The sequence below is a fragment of the Rhizobium sp. PP-F2F-G48 genome (assembly GCF_004342335.1).
GTDB lineage: Bacteria > Pseudomonadota > Alphaproteobacteria > Rhizobiales > Rhizobiaceae > Ferranicluibacter.
Genome location: NZ_SLVH01000004.1, coordinates 1 through 15,667 on the forward strand (window position 1 = coordinate 1; position 15,667 = coordinate 15,667).

The following is a 15,667-nucleotide window of genomic DNA, read 5'->3' on the forward strand; positions in this document are numbered from 1 at the left end:
AGAAACTTCAGAGCGAGTTCGTCGGTCGCCAGCAGCGCCGCCGCCCTCGTTGGTGTGCGGTTTATAGATCCCACTTCACCGCTTCGTCAACAGGGGGTGGCGGGAAAAATGACATTTTTTATAACACATTGATATAATACGCCTTTTCAATTTCTCCTGATTTTCGTCGCAACATTCTCCCCAATCGGTCAGCCCATCCGCGGGAATCACCTGTCTGCTGTCTTCCCTTCCTATGCTCATCATCCTGTCCTTTCCGTCTTGGCCACGATCATTCGCGCCAGTCTTTCGCGGACAGACAACATGGGCTTCGTGCACTTTGTCTCAGGGCCCTATAGATTGGCACTATGACCATCTTTGCCTCGCTACCCGACCTTCCTGTCAAAGCTGTCCTCGCGCAGATCGGGACGGCTCTTTCGACCAGCGGCCTTGCCGTCCTCTCCGCCCCTCCGGGTGCCGGCAAGACGACGCTCGTGCCGCCCTTCCTGCTCGACGCGTCATGGCGGGGGGATGGGCGGATCATTCTTCTCGAACCGAGGCGCCTTGCAGCACGGGCCGCGGCGGGCCGCATCGCATCGCTTCTCGGCGAGGAGATCGGGGAGAGAGCGGGATACCGGATGCGGCTCGACAGCCGCATCTCGGCGCGGACGCGCATCGAGGTGGTGACCGAAGGTGTGTTCGCCCGGATGGTGCTCGACGATCCGGAGCTCAAAGGGGTGGCGGCCGTTCTCTTCGACGAGTTTCATGAACGATCGCTCGATGCGGATGTCGGACTGGCTCTGGCCCTGGATGTGCGCGCCGCGCTGCGGGAGGATCTGCGCCTTCTCGTGATGTCGGCGACGCTCGACGTGGAGCGGGTGGCGGCGTTGCTGGGCCATCCCGCTGTGATCGAGAGCCACGGCCGCAGTTTTCCGATCGACATCCGGCACAGCGACCGGTTGCCGAACGAGCGGATCGAAGATGCCATGGCACGGGCGATCATCGAGGCGCATCGCGGCGAGGAAGGCTCCATTCTGGCTTTTCTCCCCGGGCAGGCGGAGATCAAGCGGACGATCGAGCGGCTGCAGGGTCGCCTTCCCGGAGCGACCGACATCATTGGTCTTTACGGAACGATGAGCCAGGCCGAACAGGATCGGGCGATCAAGCCGGTCTCGCCGAGACAGCGCAAGGTGGTGCTGGCGACCTCGATCGCGGAGACGTCGATCACCATCGACGGCGTACGGATCGTGATCGATAGCGGCTTGCAGCGCCTGCCGGCCTATGAGGCGGCGACAGGCATCACGCGGCTTGAAACCGTTCGCGTCTCCAAGGCCTCGGCCGACCAGCGGGCCGGGCGCGCCGGGCGCACCGAGCCCGGCATCGCCGTCCGGCTCTGGCATCCGGGACAGACAGCGGCGCTGCCCGCATTCACGCCGCCGCAGATTCTCGCAAGCGATCTCTCCGGGCTCGTGCTCGATCTGGCGCATTGGGGCGTGACCGATCCCTCCTCGATGGGATTTCTCGATGCGCCGCCAGGCCCGGCCTGGCGCGAGGCGCGGGCGCTGCTCTCGTCACTCGGCGCCGTGGATGCCGAGGGGAGGCTGACGGAGGCCGGACAGCGGATTCGAAATCTGGCCTTGCCGCCGCGGCTTGCGGCCATGGCCGTGGGGGCAGCGTCTGACGGACAGGGCATGGCGGCCTGCGAGCTCGCCGTCCTTCTGACGGAACAGGGGCTTGGCGGCACATCGATCGATCTCGAGGATCGATTGCGGCAGTTTCGCGCAGACCGCAGTCCGCGCGGCGAAGCGGCGCGCGGGCTTGCGCGGCGCATGGCGTCCGAGCTTGGGGTTCGGCGCAACAGTCCGGCCGAGCCCGTTCTTGCGGGCGCCCTCTTGATCCGGGCATTTCCGGATCGGATCGCCCTGCAGCGCGGCGGGCGGGGGCGGTTCGTGATGGCCAATGGGCGCGGCGCCGAGCTGCCGGAGACCGAGCGCCTGTCCGGCGCGACCATGCTCGTCATCGCGGATGTCACGGGGTCGGCCGGGCGGCACCGGATCTTGGCAGCGGCCGAGATCCGTCGGGAGGATGTCGTCGATCATCTCCCCTCCGCCATCGTGACGGGGAACGAGACCTATTTCGACCGCCAGAGCCGGCAGGTGCGAGCGCGGCGCGTCACGCGGATCGGCGCGATCGTGCTGGAGGAGACGCCGATGGCGCGGCCGTCCGGCCTGGATGCCGCACGCGCTGTGGCGGAGGGCGTGCAGATGCTGGGGCTCGATGTGCTGCCGTTCTCGAAAGAGGGGCGCCAGCTGCGTGACCGGATCGGATTTCTGCACAGGAAACTGGGCGATCCCTGGCCGGATGTCTCCGATCTCGCCCTTCTCGACCGTCTCGACGACTGGTTCGTGCCGTTCCAGGCGGATGCGCGGGGTTTGAGCGATATCGAGCCGGGCAGCCTCACGCAGGGACTTCAATCCCTCGTTCCACAAGGCGCATCGCGGGACCTGTCCAAGCTCGTGCCGACGCATTTCGAGGCGCCGACGGGCAACCGCCATGCGATCCGCTACGATGCCGACGAGCCGGTTCTCTCGATCCGGGTGCAGGAGCTGTTCGGGCTGACCGTGCATCCGGCGATCGGCGGGGGACGTATACCCCTGCTCTTGGAGCTGATATCGCCGGGTCAGCGTCCGATCCAGACGACGCGGGACCTGCCGGGCTTCTGGGCGGGATCCTGGAAGGACGTGCGCGCGGAGATGCGCGGCCGCTATCCGCGGCATCCCTGGCCGGAGGACCCGGCACAGGCCGCGCCGACGGCGCGGGCCAAACCGAGGGGGACGTGAATGGCACATCAGGATACGGCTCTGGAGACCGCGGCGACCGGATCGCGCGAGCCGGACGATCCGACAGCGAGCCGATCCCTGCGGCTGCAGACCATCGTGCGGTTGCGCTGGCTGGCGGTGGCCGGACAGTCGATCGCGATCATCATCGTCGCGCTCTGGCTGCGATTCCCGATGCCGCTGATCGCCTGCTTCCTGCTGATCGCGCTTCTGGCCATCGTCAACATCTACCTGACCCTGCGTTATCCCCCGGCACACCGGCTGCATCCGGTCGCCGCCTTCACGCTTCTGGGCATCGACCTCGCGCAGCTGACGGCGCTTCTCTACATGACCGGGGGCATCGCCAATCCGTTTGCGCCCCTCGTTTCGGTTCCCGTCATCATCTCCTCGGCATCGCAGCCGAAATGGTACAGCGTTGCGCTTGCGCTGCTCGCCGTGGCCGGCGTGACGGCGCTCGCATTTTCGCCCTATCCCCTGCCCTGGTACGATGGCGCGGTTCTCGTCGTGCCGCCGGCGCTGATGGTCGGCTTCTGGTTCGCCATCGTCTCCACCACGGCTTTTGCCGCTTTCTATGCCTATCGCGTGTCGCTCGAGGCGAGCGAACTGGCCGAAGCGCTGGCCGCAACCGAACTGGTGCTGCAGCGCGAGCAGCATCTGTCCCAGCTCGACGGGCTGGCGGCGGCCGCCGCGCATGAACTCGGCACGCCGCTCGCGACGATCAGCGTGGTCGCCAAGGAGATGGAGCGGGAACTCGGCAACGATCCGAAATTCGGCGAGGACGTCCAGCTTCTACGCAGCCAGAGCGAGAGATGCCGCGACATCCTGCGGCGACTGACGACGCTCTCCTCCAACGACGAGGCGCATATGCGCTACCTGCCGCTGTCGTCGATGATCGAAGAGGTTCTGGCGCCGCATCGGGAGTTCGACATCGAGATCATTCTGGTGGAGGTTTCCGGCCGCAAGGGCGAACCGGTCGGCACGCGCAATGCCGGAATTCTCTACGGGCTCGGAAATCTGGTCGAGAATGCTGTCGACTATGCGAAGACCGAGGTCATCGTGACGGTAAAACATTCCGCCGATCGCGTTTCGGTGACGATTGAGGATGACGGCGACGGCTACGCGCCGGACATTCTGAGCCGGATCGGCGAACCCTATGTGACGCGGCGGCAGCGCGACGACACCGCAGGCGGGCTGGGGCTCGGGCTGTTCATCGCCAAGACGCTTCTGGAACGGTCGGGCGCGACGCTCGCCTTCGAGAATGGCGGGCCGGAGAAGCCGGGCGCGCGCGTCAGCGTCGAATGGCCGCGGGCCTTGATGGACACCAAGCCGGCGAAATGACCGGTCGTACCTTTCGCCATTCGGGACGGACCCTTATCTATCCCTCCATGAGATGAAGCGAGACGAGCTGAACGGGGCAAGAAGGATCGCGCCATGAGCGAGAGAGCAGACGCCGGAGCCGGCGAAACAGTTGCAGACAACCTGGACGACGCGATCGGGCTCGATCCGTCGCTGCTGATCGTCGATGACGACGGGCCGTTCGTGCGCCGTCTGGCCCGCGCGATGGAACAGCGCGGCTTTACGGTCGCGATCGCCGAATCGGTTGCGGACGGCGTCGCCCAGGCGAAACGGCATCCGCCGAAATATGCGGTGGTCGATCTTCGCCTCGGCGACGGCAGCGGGCTTGACGTGATCGAAGCGATCCGCAGCTGCCGCGACGACACACGCATCATCATGCTGACCGGCTATGGCAATATCGCGACGGCGGTGAACGCGGTGAAGCTCGGCGCGGTGGACTATCTGTCGAAGCCTGCGGATGCCGACGAAGTCTACAATGCCCTCATCCAGAACGACGGCGACAAGGCGGAGCTGCCGGAAAACCCGATGTCGGCCGATCGCGTCCGGTGGGAGCATATCCAGCGCGTGTTCGAGATCTGCGAACGCAACGTGTCGGAGACGGCGCGGCGGCTGAACATGCACCGGCGCACGCTGCAGCGGATTCTTGCCAAGCGAGCCCCGAAGTAAGCGTTCAGAGATCGCTGTCCTGCGCGCCGGACATGATGTCCGACAGCGGCGAGGCGTCGCCGGCGCCACCGACGCACCATTCCGCGAGCATCAGCCGCTGGGCGGCGGCGCGCGCGAAGTTGAGGGTGACCGACTTGCGCTGCGGGGCGGAAAGACGGTGTTCGGGGGCGTCGCGGATCATGTCGGCGCCATAACCGTCGGAGAGGAACAGGCCGCAATCCTCCGGGAAGATGTCGAGCGGCACGTCCGCATGCGTGGCGAAAAACAGCCGGTCGCAATGCAGCCTGTAATCGGGCCATTTTCGATCCACCCTGAAATCCTCGATCGACGTCTTGATCTCGACGATCCAGATCTCGCCCTTCGGCGAGATCGAGGCGAGGTCGGCCCTGCGGCCGCCCGCAAGCGTGAGTTCGGGCATCACAGCGTGGCGCAGGTCGTAGAGATACCGTTGCAGGCCGCGGCGAACGAGCATCGCGCGGCGGGACTGACGTCCATCGACAAGCGGGGTGGTGGCGTGGAGCGAAACGATCGGCATGGCATCTTCCTAACTGGCCTGCGCTTGAAATGCCGGACATGGCGGTCTTTGTTGCAAAAAAACCATCCAGGCCGAATTTGAATCAGCGCAGCCTCATGCTGCAGCGCATTCCCTTGCAAGGACCCGGCGAATGGAAAATAAGCATAGAGGCTGATGGTCGAACCACTCGAGCCGTCCTTCGCTCCCTTTTAAGAGATTCTCATGCGCACCCGCAACGCATTCTTCCTGTGCAGCCTTCTGGCAAGCGTCGCTCTGGCCGGCTGCTCCACGGCGCCCGTCACCACGTCCAATAATATGCCGATCCAGCATGTCGCGACGAACCAGATCTTCTCCGACGGCTACGGTCCTGTCGAAGATCACGGATATGCGCTTCCGGCGATCCCGATCAACCGCGTCGATCAGCGCTTCCATCGTCAGATCGTCGATTATGCGACGAACGACCCGGTCGGCACCATCGTGGTCAACACGCCGAACCGCTTCCTCTATTACGTGCTGCCGGGCGGCAAGGCGGTTCGCTACGGGATCGGCGTCGGCAAGCAGGGCTTTGCCTGGCAGGGCCGCGCCTATGTGGCCTGGAAGCAGGAATGGCCGACATGGCATCCGCCGAAGGAAATGGCCGAGCGTCGCCCCGACGTCGCGCAATATGTCGAATCCGGCATGGGCCCGGGCCTGCGCAATCCGCTCGGCGCGCGCGCGCTCTATCTCTTCAACGACGAAGGCAAGGATACCTTGTTCCGTCTGCACGGCACGCCGGAATGGAACTCGATCGGGACGGCTGCTTCCTCGGGCTGCATCCGCCTGATGAACCAGGACATCATCGACCTCTATTCCCGCGTTCGCCCAGGCAAGAACACGCTTGTCGTCGTCCAGCAGTAGTCGAGCCGCTCCTGGCGTTTCGCCATTGACGAAAAACCCGGATCGCTCCGGGTTTTTTTATGGGTCTTGTTATCGCGATGCCGCTTTCAATTCGAGGCGGCGGCGGTGAAGGACCGGTTCGGTGTAGCCGTTCGGCTGTTCGCGCCCCTTGAAGACCAGATCGAGCGCAGCCTGGAAGGCGACAGACGAATCGAAATCCGGTGCCATCGGGCGGTAGGCCGGGTCGTCCGCATTCTGCCGATCGACAATGGCGGCCATGCGCTTCAGGGTCTCGGTGACCTGATCGCGCGAGACGACGCCGTGATGGAGCCAGTTCGCCATGTGCTGGGCGGAAATGCGTAGCGTGGCGCGATCTTCCATCAAGCCGATATTGTTGATGTCGGGCACCTTGGAGCAGCCGACGCCCTGATCGATCCAACGGACGACGTAGCCGAGAATGCCCTGCGCATTGTTGTCGAGTTCACGCTGGATTTCGTCCGGCGTCCAGTTCGGGCGCGTTGCCACCGGGATGGACAGGATATCGTCGAGCTTGGCGCGGGGGCGTGTCTTCAGACCCTTCTGAACCTCGGCGACATCGACCGTGTGGTAATGCGTCGCGTGCAGCGTGGCCGCCGTCGGCGATGGAACCCAGGCGGTGTTGGCGCCGGCCTTGGGGTGGGCGATCTTCTGCTCCAGCATCGCCGCCATCAGATCCGGCATGGCCCACATGCCCTTGCCGATCTGCGCATGGCCGGCCAGACCGCAGGACAGGCCGATATCGACGTTCCAGTTCTCATAGGCCGCGATCCAGGCTGCCTGCTTCATGTCGCCTTTGCGGATCATCGGACCCGCTTCCATGGAGGTGTGGATCTCGTCGCCGGTCCGGTCGAGGAAGCCGGTATTGATGAACACGACACGCTCGCGCGCGGCACGGATGCAGGATTTGAGATTGACCGTCGTGCGGCGCTCCTCGTCCATGATGCCCATCTTGATCGTGTTCGGCGCCATGCCCAGCGCCTGTTCGACGCGGGTAAAGATCTCGCAGGCGAAGGCCACTTCGTCGGGACCGTGCATCTTCGGCTTGACGACATACATCGAGCCTTCGCGCGAGTTCATGCGACGTCCGGACGGTCCGATGTCTCGAAGAGCGATCAGGGCCGTGAACATCGCGTCCATGATACCTTCCGGCACCTCGTTGCCGTCGCGATCGAGGATTGCCGGATTCGTCATGAGGTGGCCGACATTGCGCACGAGCATCAGCGCCCGGCCTTTCAACGTGATCTCGCTGCCATCGGGCGCCGTCAGTGCGACATCCGGATTGAGGCGGCGGGTAAAGCGGGCGCCGCCCTTGGAAACCTCTTCCGTCAGCGTGCCGTCCATCAGGCCGAGCCAGTTGCGGTAGATCAGCGTCTTGTCGTCGGCATCGACGGCTGCAACGGAATCTTCGCAGTCCATGATCGCGGTGACGGCGGATTCCAGGACGACATCGGAAATATGCGCCGGATCGCCGCCACCGATGGTGGTCGTCGAATCGATGACGATCTGGACATGCAGGCCGTTGCGCTTGAGGACGATCGACGCGGGCGCTGCGGCATCGCCCGTGAAGCCGACGAACTGGGCCGGATCCTTCAGCGCGAGGTTGCCGTCGTTCAGGATCAGGCGACCGTCGGTCACCGAGATCGAGCGGAGATCTGTCCAGCCAGCGCCTGCAAGCGGTGCGCTCGAATCCAAAAAGTTGCGGGCCCAGGCGATGACCTTGCTGCCGCGGGCCGGATTGTAGGCCTTGCCCTTCTCCGCGCCGCCTTCGTCGGAAATCGCATCCGTGCCGTAGAGCGCGTCGTAGAGCGAGCCCCAGCGCGCATTGGCGGCGTTGAGCGCATAGCGTGCATTCATGACGGGCACGACCAACTGCGGCCCGGCGATCGCGGCGATCTCGGGATCGACATGGGAGGTCGAGACCGTGAAATCAGGTTCTTCGGGCAGGAGATAGCCGATCTCGGTCAGGAAACCGGTATAGGCCTTGAGATCGACCGGCACGCCGTTTGCGCGATACCAGGCATCGATCTTCTCCTGCAAGGCATCGCGAACCTGCAGCAGGACCCGGTTCTTCGGTGCGAGATCATGGACGATCGCGGAGAAGCTCTCGAAGAAGCGTTCGGGCTCCAGTCCCGTGCCGGCCAGCGCTTCGTTGACGATGAAGCCGTGAAGGCCCTGTTCGATCTGCAAACCCTTGATATCGATGCGGTTCATGAGGTCTCCTCGCTCTTGCCCCGTTGCGTGCACTGCAATGTCCTCACGTACGCCGCGAAGTCAACGTCTTCCGATGGGGAAGGGCTGTGCACGGTGACTATCCTACCGTCGCGTCACCCGCATGGGGATGCCGCCCTGCGGCTGCGTCGTCAGCCTTTGAACCGGCCAGGGGCGGGTCTGGGGCGTCACGTCGAAACGATAGTCTTTCATCAGAACGCCGAGCGCGATGACGGCTTCCTGCAGCGCGAAGGTCGCACCGATGCAGACGCGCGGGCCGGCGCCGAAGGGCAGATACTGGAACCGGTGCAGGCTCTCGCGATGGCCGGGCAGGAAGCGCTGCGGCACGAAAGCGCGCGGGTTCTCCCAATAGAGCGTGTGCCTGTGCAGTGTCCAGGGCATGACGAGAACGGAGACGCCCTTTGCGATATCGACGCGCTCGCCGGTCGGCGACGTCCAACTGTCCGCCTCGATGGCCGCACGATTGATCGAGGGCGCCGGCGGATAAAGCCGCATAGATTCCTCGAACGCGGCGCGGACATGCGGCATGTTGTCCAGCCAATCGACGGGATCTGTTCCGTCCGCGACGACGCGATCGATTTCCGCCTCCATCAGAGCCCGAAATTCGGGGACATGCGCGATGCAATAGAACGTCCAGCCCAGCGCCCGGGCCGTCGTTTCATGACCGGCGCCGATGAAGGTGAGGATGTTGTCGGCGATCTCGTCGGCATGCAGCCCGTCCGGGCCTTCGCGTTCGAGAAGCAAGGTCAGAAAATCCTGCGGCACCGTCTCGGGGTGGGCGCGCATCTGCCGGCGGCGCTCCTCCATCGTGGCGGCCACGACCGTTCCGAAGCGGCGCATCAGTTTGCCGCTCCCCCAGCGGGTCACACGCGGGACCCAGGATGGGGCCAGCAGCATGTCCATGGGATCGACACGGCCCATGCTGCCGAGCAGCGTCTCGACATCCTTGGTGAAGGCTTCGGTTTCCGCAGCGATCTGCCCGGAAAACAAGGTTTCCGCCAGGATATCGTAGGTCAGTTCGGTCATGTCGGTGGCGATATCGACAGACATGCCTCCGTCGGCCGCCCGCGTATACCGGCGCGCATAGTGCTCGCAGGTCGAAAGCATCTTGTCGGCGAAGCCCTTGGCGTGGCGGGGCGTGAAGACCGGCGCGACCGCCTTGCGCGTGCGCTTCCATGTCGGGCCTTCGGCCGTCAGCAGTCCATCGCGCAGGATCGGCCGCAGCACGAGCCGGCGCACCTCCGACATCTCGTAATTCGCGACGTTCTCGACAAGGATGTAGCGGATGAGGCCGGGATCGTTGACGATCAGGGTCTGCTGGTTGACGAACCGCGTCTCGATCCAGGGGAGCGTGTAGGATTGCTCGCTCCAGAGTTCGAGCGGATTGCGCAGAACCGTCCGGAGAACGTTGAGCTTCGAGAGTTCCTGCTTGCGGGGAATGGGGGCCGGCGGCTCGAACGTTCGCGAGATCATGTCCATCGGATGTCGACCTTTGAGGTTTGGGCCGGGATCGGGGTGGGGGGCTTCTGTCGCCGACCTCCGTTGGATCAGAGAAGCGCCTTCAACTCGGGCAGCTTCTCGTTCACCAGCCAGCCATAATAGTTTTCCTCCGGCCACTGCACGGGGCCCGATCGGTTCTTTGCGGCAAGCGCTGCGGCGCGCTGGTCGGGATTGCCGATATTGTAGAGCGTCGCAGTGATGCCGGGATTGTCGCTGATGTCGATGTCGGCCACCGAGCGATAGACGTCGATCGAGTGGCGGATGACGGCCGCCATGTAGGCGAGCGACTGGTCGGGATCCATAATCGCTTTATAGACGTCGGCCGCGCTGTTTTCGTCCAGCCGATCATAGCCAGACACACGGGCGACCGTGTCGGTCATCATCAGGGCCGTCAGCGGGTTGATCTGGCCAAGGCCGAAGGTCTGTCCCGCATAAAAGGGCTGGAAGAAGACGGCGGAAAAACGGTTGTTCGAGAACGTTGTCCCCCCCACCGTTTCGCCTCGGAACTCTTTGTCCCAGACGCTCTCGCGGCAGCTCCAGAGAGCGTAGGACCCTTTCTTGCTGGCACAGACGGAAAATTGCGGACGGTCGACGAAGTCGGCGATCGATTCGCCTTCATAGGCAAAACGGAAGCTGTCTCCGGCATAGGCCGCCGCCTTGACGTAATAGGACTGCAGCCGATCATAGGCATCGACATTATAGGTATGTTCGCCGACGATGGCGCCGACCATATGGATCGGGTCGATGCCATAGGCGCGTGCCGTGGACTTGATCTTGCCCATCAGCTTGCTGTCGGTCGCAAGCAGCTGGCGAACCTTTTCGTACTTTGCGTCGAAGCTCGATTTTCCTGCCTTCGTGCGGCGAACCGAAGCGCCAGGCACGGACGGCTGTTCCGCATTGCGGTTGCCCTCCGGCATGACGTGCATCTCCGCTCTGGCCGGCGATCCCGACGCAGCCAGCCCCGAAACGAGCAGGCCCGAAGCAATCAGGACCGTGACGAGGGCGAGAGCGGGAACAAGTTTGCGCAAGGCTTCAGTCTCCAAAGGGTATGGCGGTGCGCTCGTGATGCGGCGCAAAGGTGTCGGAATCATGCCAAGGGGCATGTCCTCTGCCATCCTCCGATATTCGGCATGCCGCCGCAACCGCCTGCCCCACGCCTCTGAAAGACGCGGCGGCAGGTGGGATCGCAGCGCATCAGAGAATATAGCGCGACAGGTCCGTATTGGCAGCGAGGTCACCGACATGCTTGCGCACATACTCGGCATCGATCGCGAGCTGCTCGCCCGACTTGTCGGGTGCGGCAAACGAAATCTCGTCGAGCACACGCTCCATGACCGTCTGCAGCCGGCGCGCGCCGATATTCTCGACGCTGGCGTTCAGGTGCACCGCGACATCCGCCAGCGCATCGAGCGCATCGTCGGAAAAGTCGAGGACGACGCCTTCGGTTTCCAGAAGCGCCTTGTACTGGCGGATCAGGCTCGCCTCGGTTTCCGTCAGGATGCGGCGGAAATCTTCCTTTGTCAGCGCCTTCAGCTCGACCCGGATCGGCAGGCGGCCCTGAAGCTCCGGCAGGAGATCGGAGGGCTTGGACACATGAAAGGCGCCGGATGCGATGAAGAGGATATGGTCGGTCTTCACCGGCCCGTATTTCGTTGCGACCGTCGTGCCTTCCACCAGCGGCAGCAGGTCGCGCTGCACGCCCTCGCGCGAGACGCCGGCGCCCATTCCGCCGTCGCGGGCGGCGATCTTGTCGATCTCGTCCAGGAAGACGATGCCGTCATTTTCGGCCGAGCGCACGGCTTCCCGCTGGATCTGCTCGTTGTCGAGCAGCTTGTCGGACTCATCGTCGATCAGAAGCGCGTAAGACTCCTTGACGGTCGTGCGCACTTTTTTGGTACGGCCGCCCATGGCCTTGCCGAACATTTCCGACAGGTTGAGCACGCCGATATTGGCGCCCGGCATGCCGGGAATCTCGAAGCCGCCGCCCGGGCTCGCACTGTCGGCGACCTCGATGTCGATCTCCTTGTCGTCAAGCTCGTTGTCGCGCAGCTTGCGGCGGAAGCTGTCGCGGGTCGCGGGCGACGCCGTGCTGCCGACGAGCGCATCGAGAACGCGTTCCTCCGCATTCTGGTGGGCCTTCGCCTTTACTTCGCCGCGCTTCTTGTCGCGCACGAGGCCGATGCCGACCTCGACCAGATCGCGGATGATCTGCTCGACATCGCGGCCGACATAGCCGACTTCGGTGAATTTTGTGGCTTCCACCTTGATGAACGGCGCCCCGGCGAGCTTGGCGAGACGACGCGAAATCTCGGTCTTGCCGACGCCGGTCGGTCCGATCATCAGGATGTTCTTCGGCATCACCTCGTCGCGCAACTCGTCGGGCAGCTGCTGGCGGCGCCAGCGGTTGCGCAGGGCGATGGCCACGGCGCGTTTCGCATCGTGCTGGCCGATGATGTAGCGATCGAGTTCGGAAACGATCTCGCGGGGGGAAAAGGTCGTCATGGTGTGTCCGTTTCTTCAATCTGGGGATCCAGCGCCATGAGATGGGCCGGACCGTATTGGCTGTGACGCCGGTCGACGAAGCGGAATCCGGCCTTCTCATAGGCGCGGATCGCGCGTGCATTCTCGGGATGCGGGTCGACGATGATCCGCATCGTGCCTGTTGCAAAAAGTCGGGCCGCAAAGCTGGCGGCGATCCGGCCGCCATGGCCTCTGCCGATCTCATCGGGCGGGCCGATCGCCATGTCGATGCCGATAGTTCCCGCCGGCTGGTCGCGATAGGGATGGTCCACCTCCCGGTGCGGATCGTAGGACTGGAGGTAGGCGATCGGCCGCCCCTCCCGTTCCACGATCATCGGCCGGGTCTCTCCCGTCTCCATGGCTTTCGCAATGGCGTCGAGTTCGACCTCCACCGCATCCCACCATGTCCTGACGTGCGGCTCCGCAAGCCACTGCGCCAGACGGGGGAAATCCGCGGGGCTCAGCGGGCGAAAGACGTAAGAGGCGCCCGGCTCGAAGGGCATGTTCAGGCGGCGTCCAGCGTCTCGACGACGATGTTGCCATTGGTATAGACGCAGATATCGCCGGCGATCTCCATGGCGCGGCGGGCGATCTCTTCGGCTGTGCGATCCGAATCCATCAACGCGCGGGCCGCGGCATAGGCGTAGTTGCCGCCGGAACCGATCGCGATCGTCCCATGTTCCGGCTCCAATACGTCGCCATTCCCGGTGATCGCTAGCGTGATCGACTTGTCGGCGACCAGCATCATCGCTTCGAGATTGCGCAGATATTTGTTGGTCCGCCAATCCTTGGCAAGCTCGACGGCGGCGCGCATCAGCTGGTCGGGATACTGCTCGAGCTTGGCTTCGAGCCGCTCCAGCAGGGTGAAGGCATCCGCCGTGGCGCCGGCAAAACCCGCGATGACCTGGCCTTTGCCGAGCCGGCGCACCTTTCGGGCGTTTGCCTTCATCACGGTCTGACCGAGGCTGACCTGGCCATCGCCGGCCATGACCACCTGGCCGCCCTTGCGCACGGTGATGATCGTGGTCGCATGCATGGTTCCGTAGGGGTTATGTTCGCTCATGAGAGTCCTGTTGCCTTCCGCACCCGGGACTGTCCGGGGCGTTTGAATGCTTGATGTCGCGATCTATGTAAGAATGCCGGAAGCGATTGCAAAGGGTGGTTCCGGCGTCCGTCGGGACACACGATCGTGCCCGGGAGATGCGGGTCAATCGAAGCTGGATCTTTCCCGGCCGGCCTGATATCAGGCGACTTTCACACACCGGAGTTCCCGATGGCAGAGGCAGAAGGCCGCACCGGCAGCATATCCCGCAAGACCAACGAGACGTCCGTCTCCGTGTCCGTCGCAATCGACGGGACCGGGGCATCGACCATCTCGACGGGGGTCGGATTCTTCGACCATATGCTCGAGCAGCTGTCGCGTCATTCCCTGATCGACATGACGATCGAGGCAAAGGGCGACCTGCATGTGGACGATCACCACACGGTTGAGGACACCGGCATCGCCATCGGCCAGGCGATCGCCAAGGCGCTCGGCGACCGGCGCGGCATCACGCGCTATGCCTCGATCGACCTTGCCATGGACGAAACCATGACCCGCGCCGCCGTCGATGTGTCCGGCCGTCCGTTCCTTGTCTGGAACGTCGCCTTCTCCGCGCCGAAGATCGGCACGTTCGATACGGAGCTGGTGCGGGAGTTCTTCCACGCTCTGGCGCAGAATGCCGGCATCACGCTGCATATCCAGAACATCTACGGCGCCAACAACCACCATATCGCCGAGACATGCTTCAAGGCCGTCGCCCGTGTGTTGCGCACCGCAACCGAGATCGATCCCCGCCAGGCCGGCCGTATTCCCTCCACCAAGGGGACTCTGGCCTAAGCCGGGTTCTTCCGCTGCGGACGCCGGGCCACTTCGGTTTGGTTTGGTTTGGGCGCATTCCCGGGGGTGCGCCGCCCCGTCGAGACACGTCTTCCTGAGAGAAGATCCCTCTGTTGAGAGCAGGCTGCTGATGACACCGTTCCTCGTCTATCTCCCGCCCGGCGCGCGGCGCGACAGCCCGGATGCGGTCTTCGTGGCCGATCGTTTCGCCTGGCCGGCTTTCGTCTTCCCGGCCTTCTGGCTTCTCTTCAAGCGCCAATGGATCGCCGGCATCGCCGTCTTCATCCTGCAGGGTGCGATGACCATGGCCGGCGGACTGGCCGATGCGGCACTTGCCGCGATCCTGTTGGAACTTGCGCTCCGGCTCCTGGTGGCGCTGGAAGGGCCAACCTATCTTGCCCACCGGCTGGAGAAGCGGGGCTTCACGCTTGCCGCCGTCCTGCCGGCACCCGATCTGAAGACGGCCGAAGCCATGTATGGCGCGACGCTCGACGATCTCGCGAACGATCCTGCGCTGCCTCTGCCGCGCCTTGGCCCGAGCTTCGGTTTTGGCCAGAACGGCGCAAGGGCGATCGACCCTGCCAATCCGGGCTTCGGCCTGTTCGACACCTATGGGAGCCGCTGATGCGCGTCGCGATCATCGATTACGGATCCGGGAACCTGCGGTCCGCGACCAAGGCCTTCGAGCGCGCCGCCCGCGAGGCCGGCATCGCTGCGGAGATCGACCTGACCGACAAGGTGGATCGCGTGGCGACGGCCGACCGGATCGTTTTGCCGGGTGTCGGCGCCTATGCCGATTGCCGGGCCGGTCTATCCGCCGTCGATGGCATGAGCGAAGCCATCATCGACGGCGTCGAGAATGCTGGAAAGCCGTTCCTCGGCATCTGCGTCGGCATGCAGCTCATGGCCTCGCGCGGGCTGGAAAAGGCGACGACGCAAGGGTTCGGCTGGATCAAGGGCGATGTGGTGGAGATGAGGCCGGCGGATGCCGCGCTGAAAATTCCGCAGATCGGCTGGAACACACTGACGCTCAACCGGCCGCACGCTCTGTTCGACGGCATTCCGACCGGGCCTGATGGACTGCATGCCTATTTCGTGCACTCCTATCACCTCGCGACGGAAAACCCCGACGATCTCGTCGCAACGACGCGCTATGGGGCGCCTGTCACGGCTTTCGTTGCGCATGAGAACAAAGCGGGCGCTCAGTTCCATCCGGAAAAGAGCCAGACGCTCGGCCTCGCCCTATTGACCAATTTCCTGCGCTGGAAGCCCTGA

General features: G+C 64.1%; 14 protein-coding genes. 7 read left to right on the forward strand and 7 right to left on the reverse strand.

What is annotated here, in order from left to right; all coding sequences use genetic code 11:
- Positions 1-344: 344 nt before the first annotated feature.
- The 3 genes from hrpB (at position 345) to C8J36_RS11325 (ending at position 4,835) form a co-directional block, all read left to right on the forward strand.
- Positions 345-2,816 carry an ATP-dependent helicase HrpB gene (gene hrpB, locus C8J36_RS11315; RefSeq protein ID WP_132534984.1) on the forward strand — a complete coding sequence of 824 codons (2,472 nt, stop codon included), beginning with the start codon at positions 345-347 and terminating at the stop codon, positions 2,814-2,816.
- Positions 2,817-4,151, forward strand: coding sequence for an ActS/PrrB/RegB family redox-sensitive histidine kinase (locus C8J36_RS11320; RefSeq protein WP_132534986.1), 1,335 nt, complete (start codon positions 2,817-2,819; stop codon positions 4,149-4,151).
- Positions 4,152-4,244: 93 nt separating this feature from the next.
- Positions 4,245-4,835, forward strand: a complete 591-nt coding sequence (locus C8J36_RS11325; RefSeq protein ID WP_132534988.1) for an ActR/PrrA/RegA family redox response regulator transcription factor — start codon at positions 4,245-4,247, stop codon at positions 4,833-4,835.
- Positions 4,836-4,839: 4 nt separating this feature from the next.
- On the opposite strand, the gene C8J36_RS11330 is transcribed toward C8J36_RS11325, so the two are convergent.
- Positions 4,840-5,370: an MmcB family DNA repair protein gene (locus C8J36_RS11330; protein ID WP_062593470.1), complete on the reverse strand. Its 531-nt coding sequence runs from the start codon at positions 5,368-5,370 to the stop codon at positions 4,840-4,842.
- Between the two features lie 201 nt (positions 5,371-5,571).
- Between C8J36_RS11330 and C8J36_RS11335 the strand changes: the two genes are divergently transcribed.
- On the forward strand, positions 5,572-6,246 hold the full coding sequence (locus C8J36_RS11335; RefSeq protein ID WP_062593471.1) for a L,D-transpeptidase: 675 nt from the start codon (positions 5,572-5,574) through the stop codon (positions 6,244-6,246).
- A gap of 69 nt (positions 6,247-6,315) precedes the next feature.
- Here the strand turns inward: C8J36_RS11335 and C8J36_RS11340 are convergent, their stop codons facing one another.
- From C8J36_RS11340 to hslV, 6 genes are all read right to left on the reverse strand, one after another.
- Positions 6,316-8,475, reverse strand: coding sequence for a malate synthase G (locus C8J36_RS11340; RefSeq protein ID WP_132534990.1), 2,160 nt, complete (start codon positions 8,473-8,475; stop codon positions 6,316-6,318).
- A gap of 102 nt (positions 8,476-8,577) precedes the next feature.
- Entirely contained in the window at positions 8,578-9,972 is a 1,395-nt protein-coding gene (locus C8J36_RS11345; protein ID WP_132534992.1) for a cytochrome P450, read from the reverse strand.
- Positions 9,973-10,040: 68 nt separating this feature from the next.
- Positions 10,041-10,919, reverse strand: a complete 879-nt coding sequence (locus C8J36_RS11350; RefSeq protein WP_132535430.1) for a DUF1402 family protein — start codon at positions 10,917-10,919, stop codon at positions 10,041-10,043.
- 268 nt (positions 10,920-11,187) lie between these two features.
- Positions 11,188-12,495, reverse strand: a complete 1,308-nt coding sequence (gene hslU / locus C8J36_RS11355) for an ATP-dependent protease ATPase subunit HslU (RefSeq protein ID WP_132534994.1) — start codon at positions 12,493-12,495, stop codon at positions 11,188-11,190.
- Entirely contained in the window at positions 12,492-13,016 is a 525-nt protein-coding gene (locus C8J36_RS11360) for a GNAT family N-acetyltransferase (RefSeq protein ID WP_132534996.1), read from the reverse strand. The genes hslU and C8J36_RS11360 overlap by 4 nt, the downstream gene beginning before the upstream one ends.
- Before the next feature lie 2 nt (positions 13,017-13,018).
- Positions 13,019-13,576 carry an ATP-dependent protease subunit HslV gene (hslV, locus tag C8J36_RS11365; protein ID WP_132534998.1) on the reverse strand — a complete coding sequence of 186 codons (558 nt, stop codon included), beginning with the start codon at positions 13,574-13,576 and terminating at the stop codon, positions 13,019-13,021.
- Between the two features lie 210 nt (positions 13,577-13,786).
- Between hslV and hisB the strand changes: the two genes are divergently transcribed.
- From hisB to hisH, 3 genes are all read left to right on the forward strand, one after another.
- Positions 13,787-14,392: an imidazoleglycerol-phosphate dehydratase HisB gene (hisB, locus tag C8J36_RS11370; RefSeq protein ID WP_132534999.1), complete on the forward strand. Its 606-nt coding sequence runs from the start codon at positions 13,787-13,789 to the stop codon at positions 14,390-14,392.
- A gap of 130 nt (positions 14,393-14,522) precedes the next feature.
- Positions 14,523-15,017, forward strand: coding sequence for a DUF2628 domain-containing protein (locus C8J36_RS11375; RefSeq protein WP_132535001.1), 495 nt, complete (start codon positions 14,523-14,525; stop codon positions 15,015-15,017).
- On the forward strand, positions 15,017-15,667 hold the full coding sequence (hisH, locus tag C8J36_RS11380) for an imidazole glycerol phosphate synthase subunit HisH (RefSeq protein ID WP_132535003.1): 651 nt from the start codon (positions 15,017-15,019) through the stop codon (positions 15,665-15,667). Before C8J36_RS11375 ends, hisH begins: the two co-directional genes overlap by 1 nt.

What these genes read in the sequence shown, in the direction of transcription:
- hrpB (WP_132534984.1), top strand. Translation starts at nt 345, where the DNA reads ATGACCATCTTTGCCTCGCTACCCGACCTTCCTGTCAAAGCTGTCCTC.
- C8J36_RS11320 (WP_132534986.1), top strand. Translation starts at nt 2,817, where the DNA reads ATGGCACATCAGGATACGGCTCTGGAGACCGCGGCGACCGGATCGCGC.
- C8J36_RS11325 (WP_132534988.1), top strand. Translation starts at nt 4,245, where the DNA reads ATGAGCGAGAGAGCAGACGCCGGAGCCGGCGAAACAGTTGCAGACAAC.
- C8J36_RS11330 (WP_062593470.1), bottom strand. Translation starts at nt 5,370, where the DNA reads ATGCCGATCGTTTCGCTCCACGCCACCACCCCGCTTGTCGATGGACGT.
- C8J36_RS11335 (WP_062593471.1), top strand. Translation starts at nt 5,572, where the DNA reads ATGCGCACCCGCAACGCATTCTTCCTGTGCAGCCTTCTGGCAAGCGTC.
- C8J36_RS11340 (WP_132534990.1), bottom strand. Translation starts at nt 8,475, where the DNA reads ATGAACCGCATCGATATCAAGGGTTTGCAGATCGAACAGGGCCTTCAC.
- C8J36_RS11345 (WP_132534992.1), bottom strand. Translation starts at nt 9,972, where the DNA reads ATGGACATGATCTCGCGAACGTTCGAGCCGCCGGCCCCCATTCCCCGC.
- C8J36_RS11350 (WP_132535430.1), bottom strand. Translation starts at nt 10,919, where the DNA reads ATGCACGTCATGCCGGAGGGCAACCGCAATGCGGAACAGCCGTCCGTG.
- hslU (WP_132534994.1), bottom strand. Translation starts at nt 12,495, where the DNA reads ATGACGACCTTTTCCCCCCGCGAGATCGTTTCCGAACTCGATCGCTAC.
- C8J36_RS11360 (WP_132534996.1), bottom strand. Translation starts at nt 13,016, where the DNA reads ATGCCCTTCGAGCCGGGCGCCTCTTACGTCTTTCGCCCGCTGAGCCCC.
- hslV (WP_132534998.1), bottom strand. Translation starts at nt 13,576, where the DNA reads ATGAGCGAACATAACCCCTACGGAACCATGCATGCGACCACGATCATC.
- hisB (WP_132534999.1), top strand. Translation starts at nt 13,787, where the DNA reads ATGGCAGAGGCAGAAGGCCGCACCGGCAGCATATCCCGCAAGACCAAC.
- C8J36_RS11375 (WP_132535001.1), top strand. Translation starts at nt 14,523, where the DNA reads ATGACACCGTTCCTCGTCTATCTCCCGCCCGGCGCGCGGCGCGACAGC.
- hisH (WP_132535003.1), top strand. Translation starts at nt 15,017, where the DNA reads ATGCGCGTCGCGATCATCGATTACGGATCCGGGAACCTGCGGTCCGCG.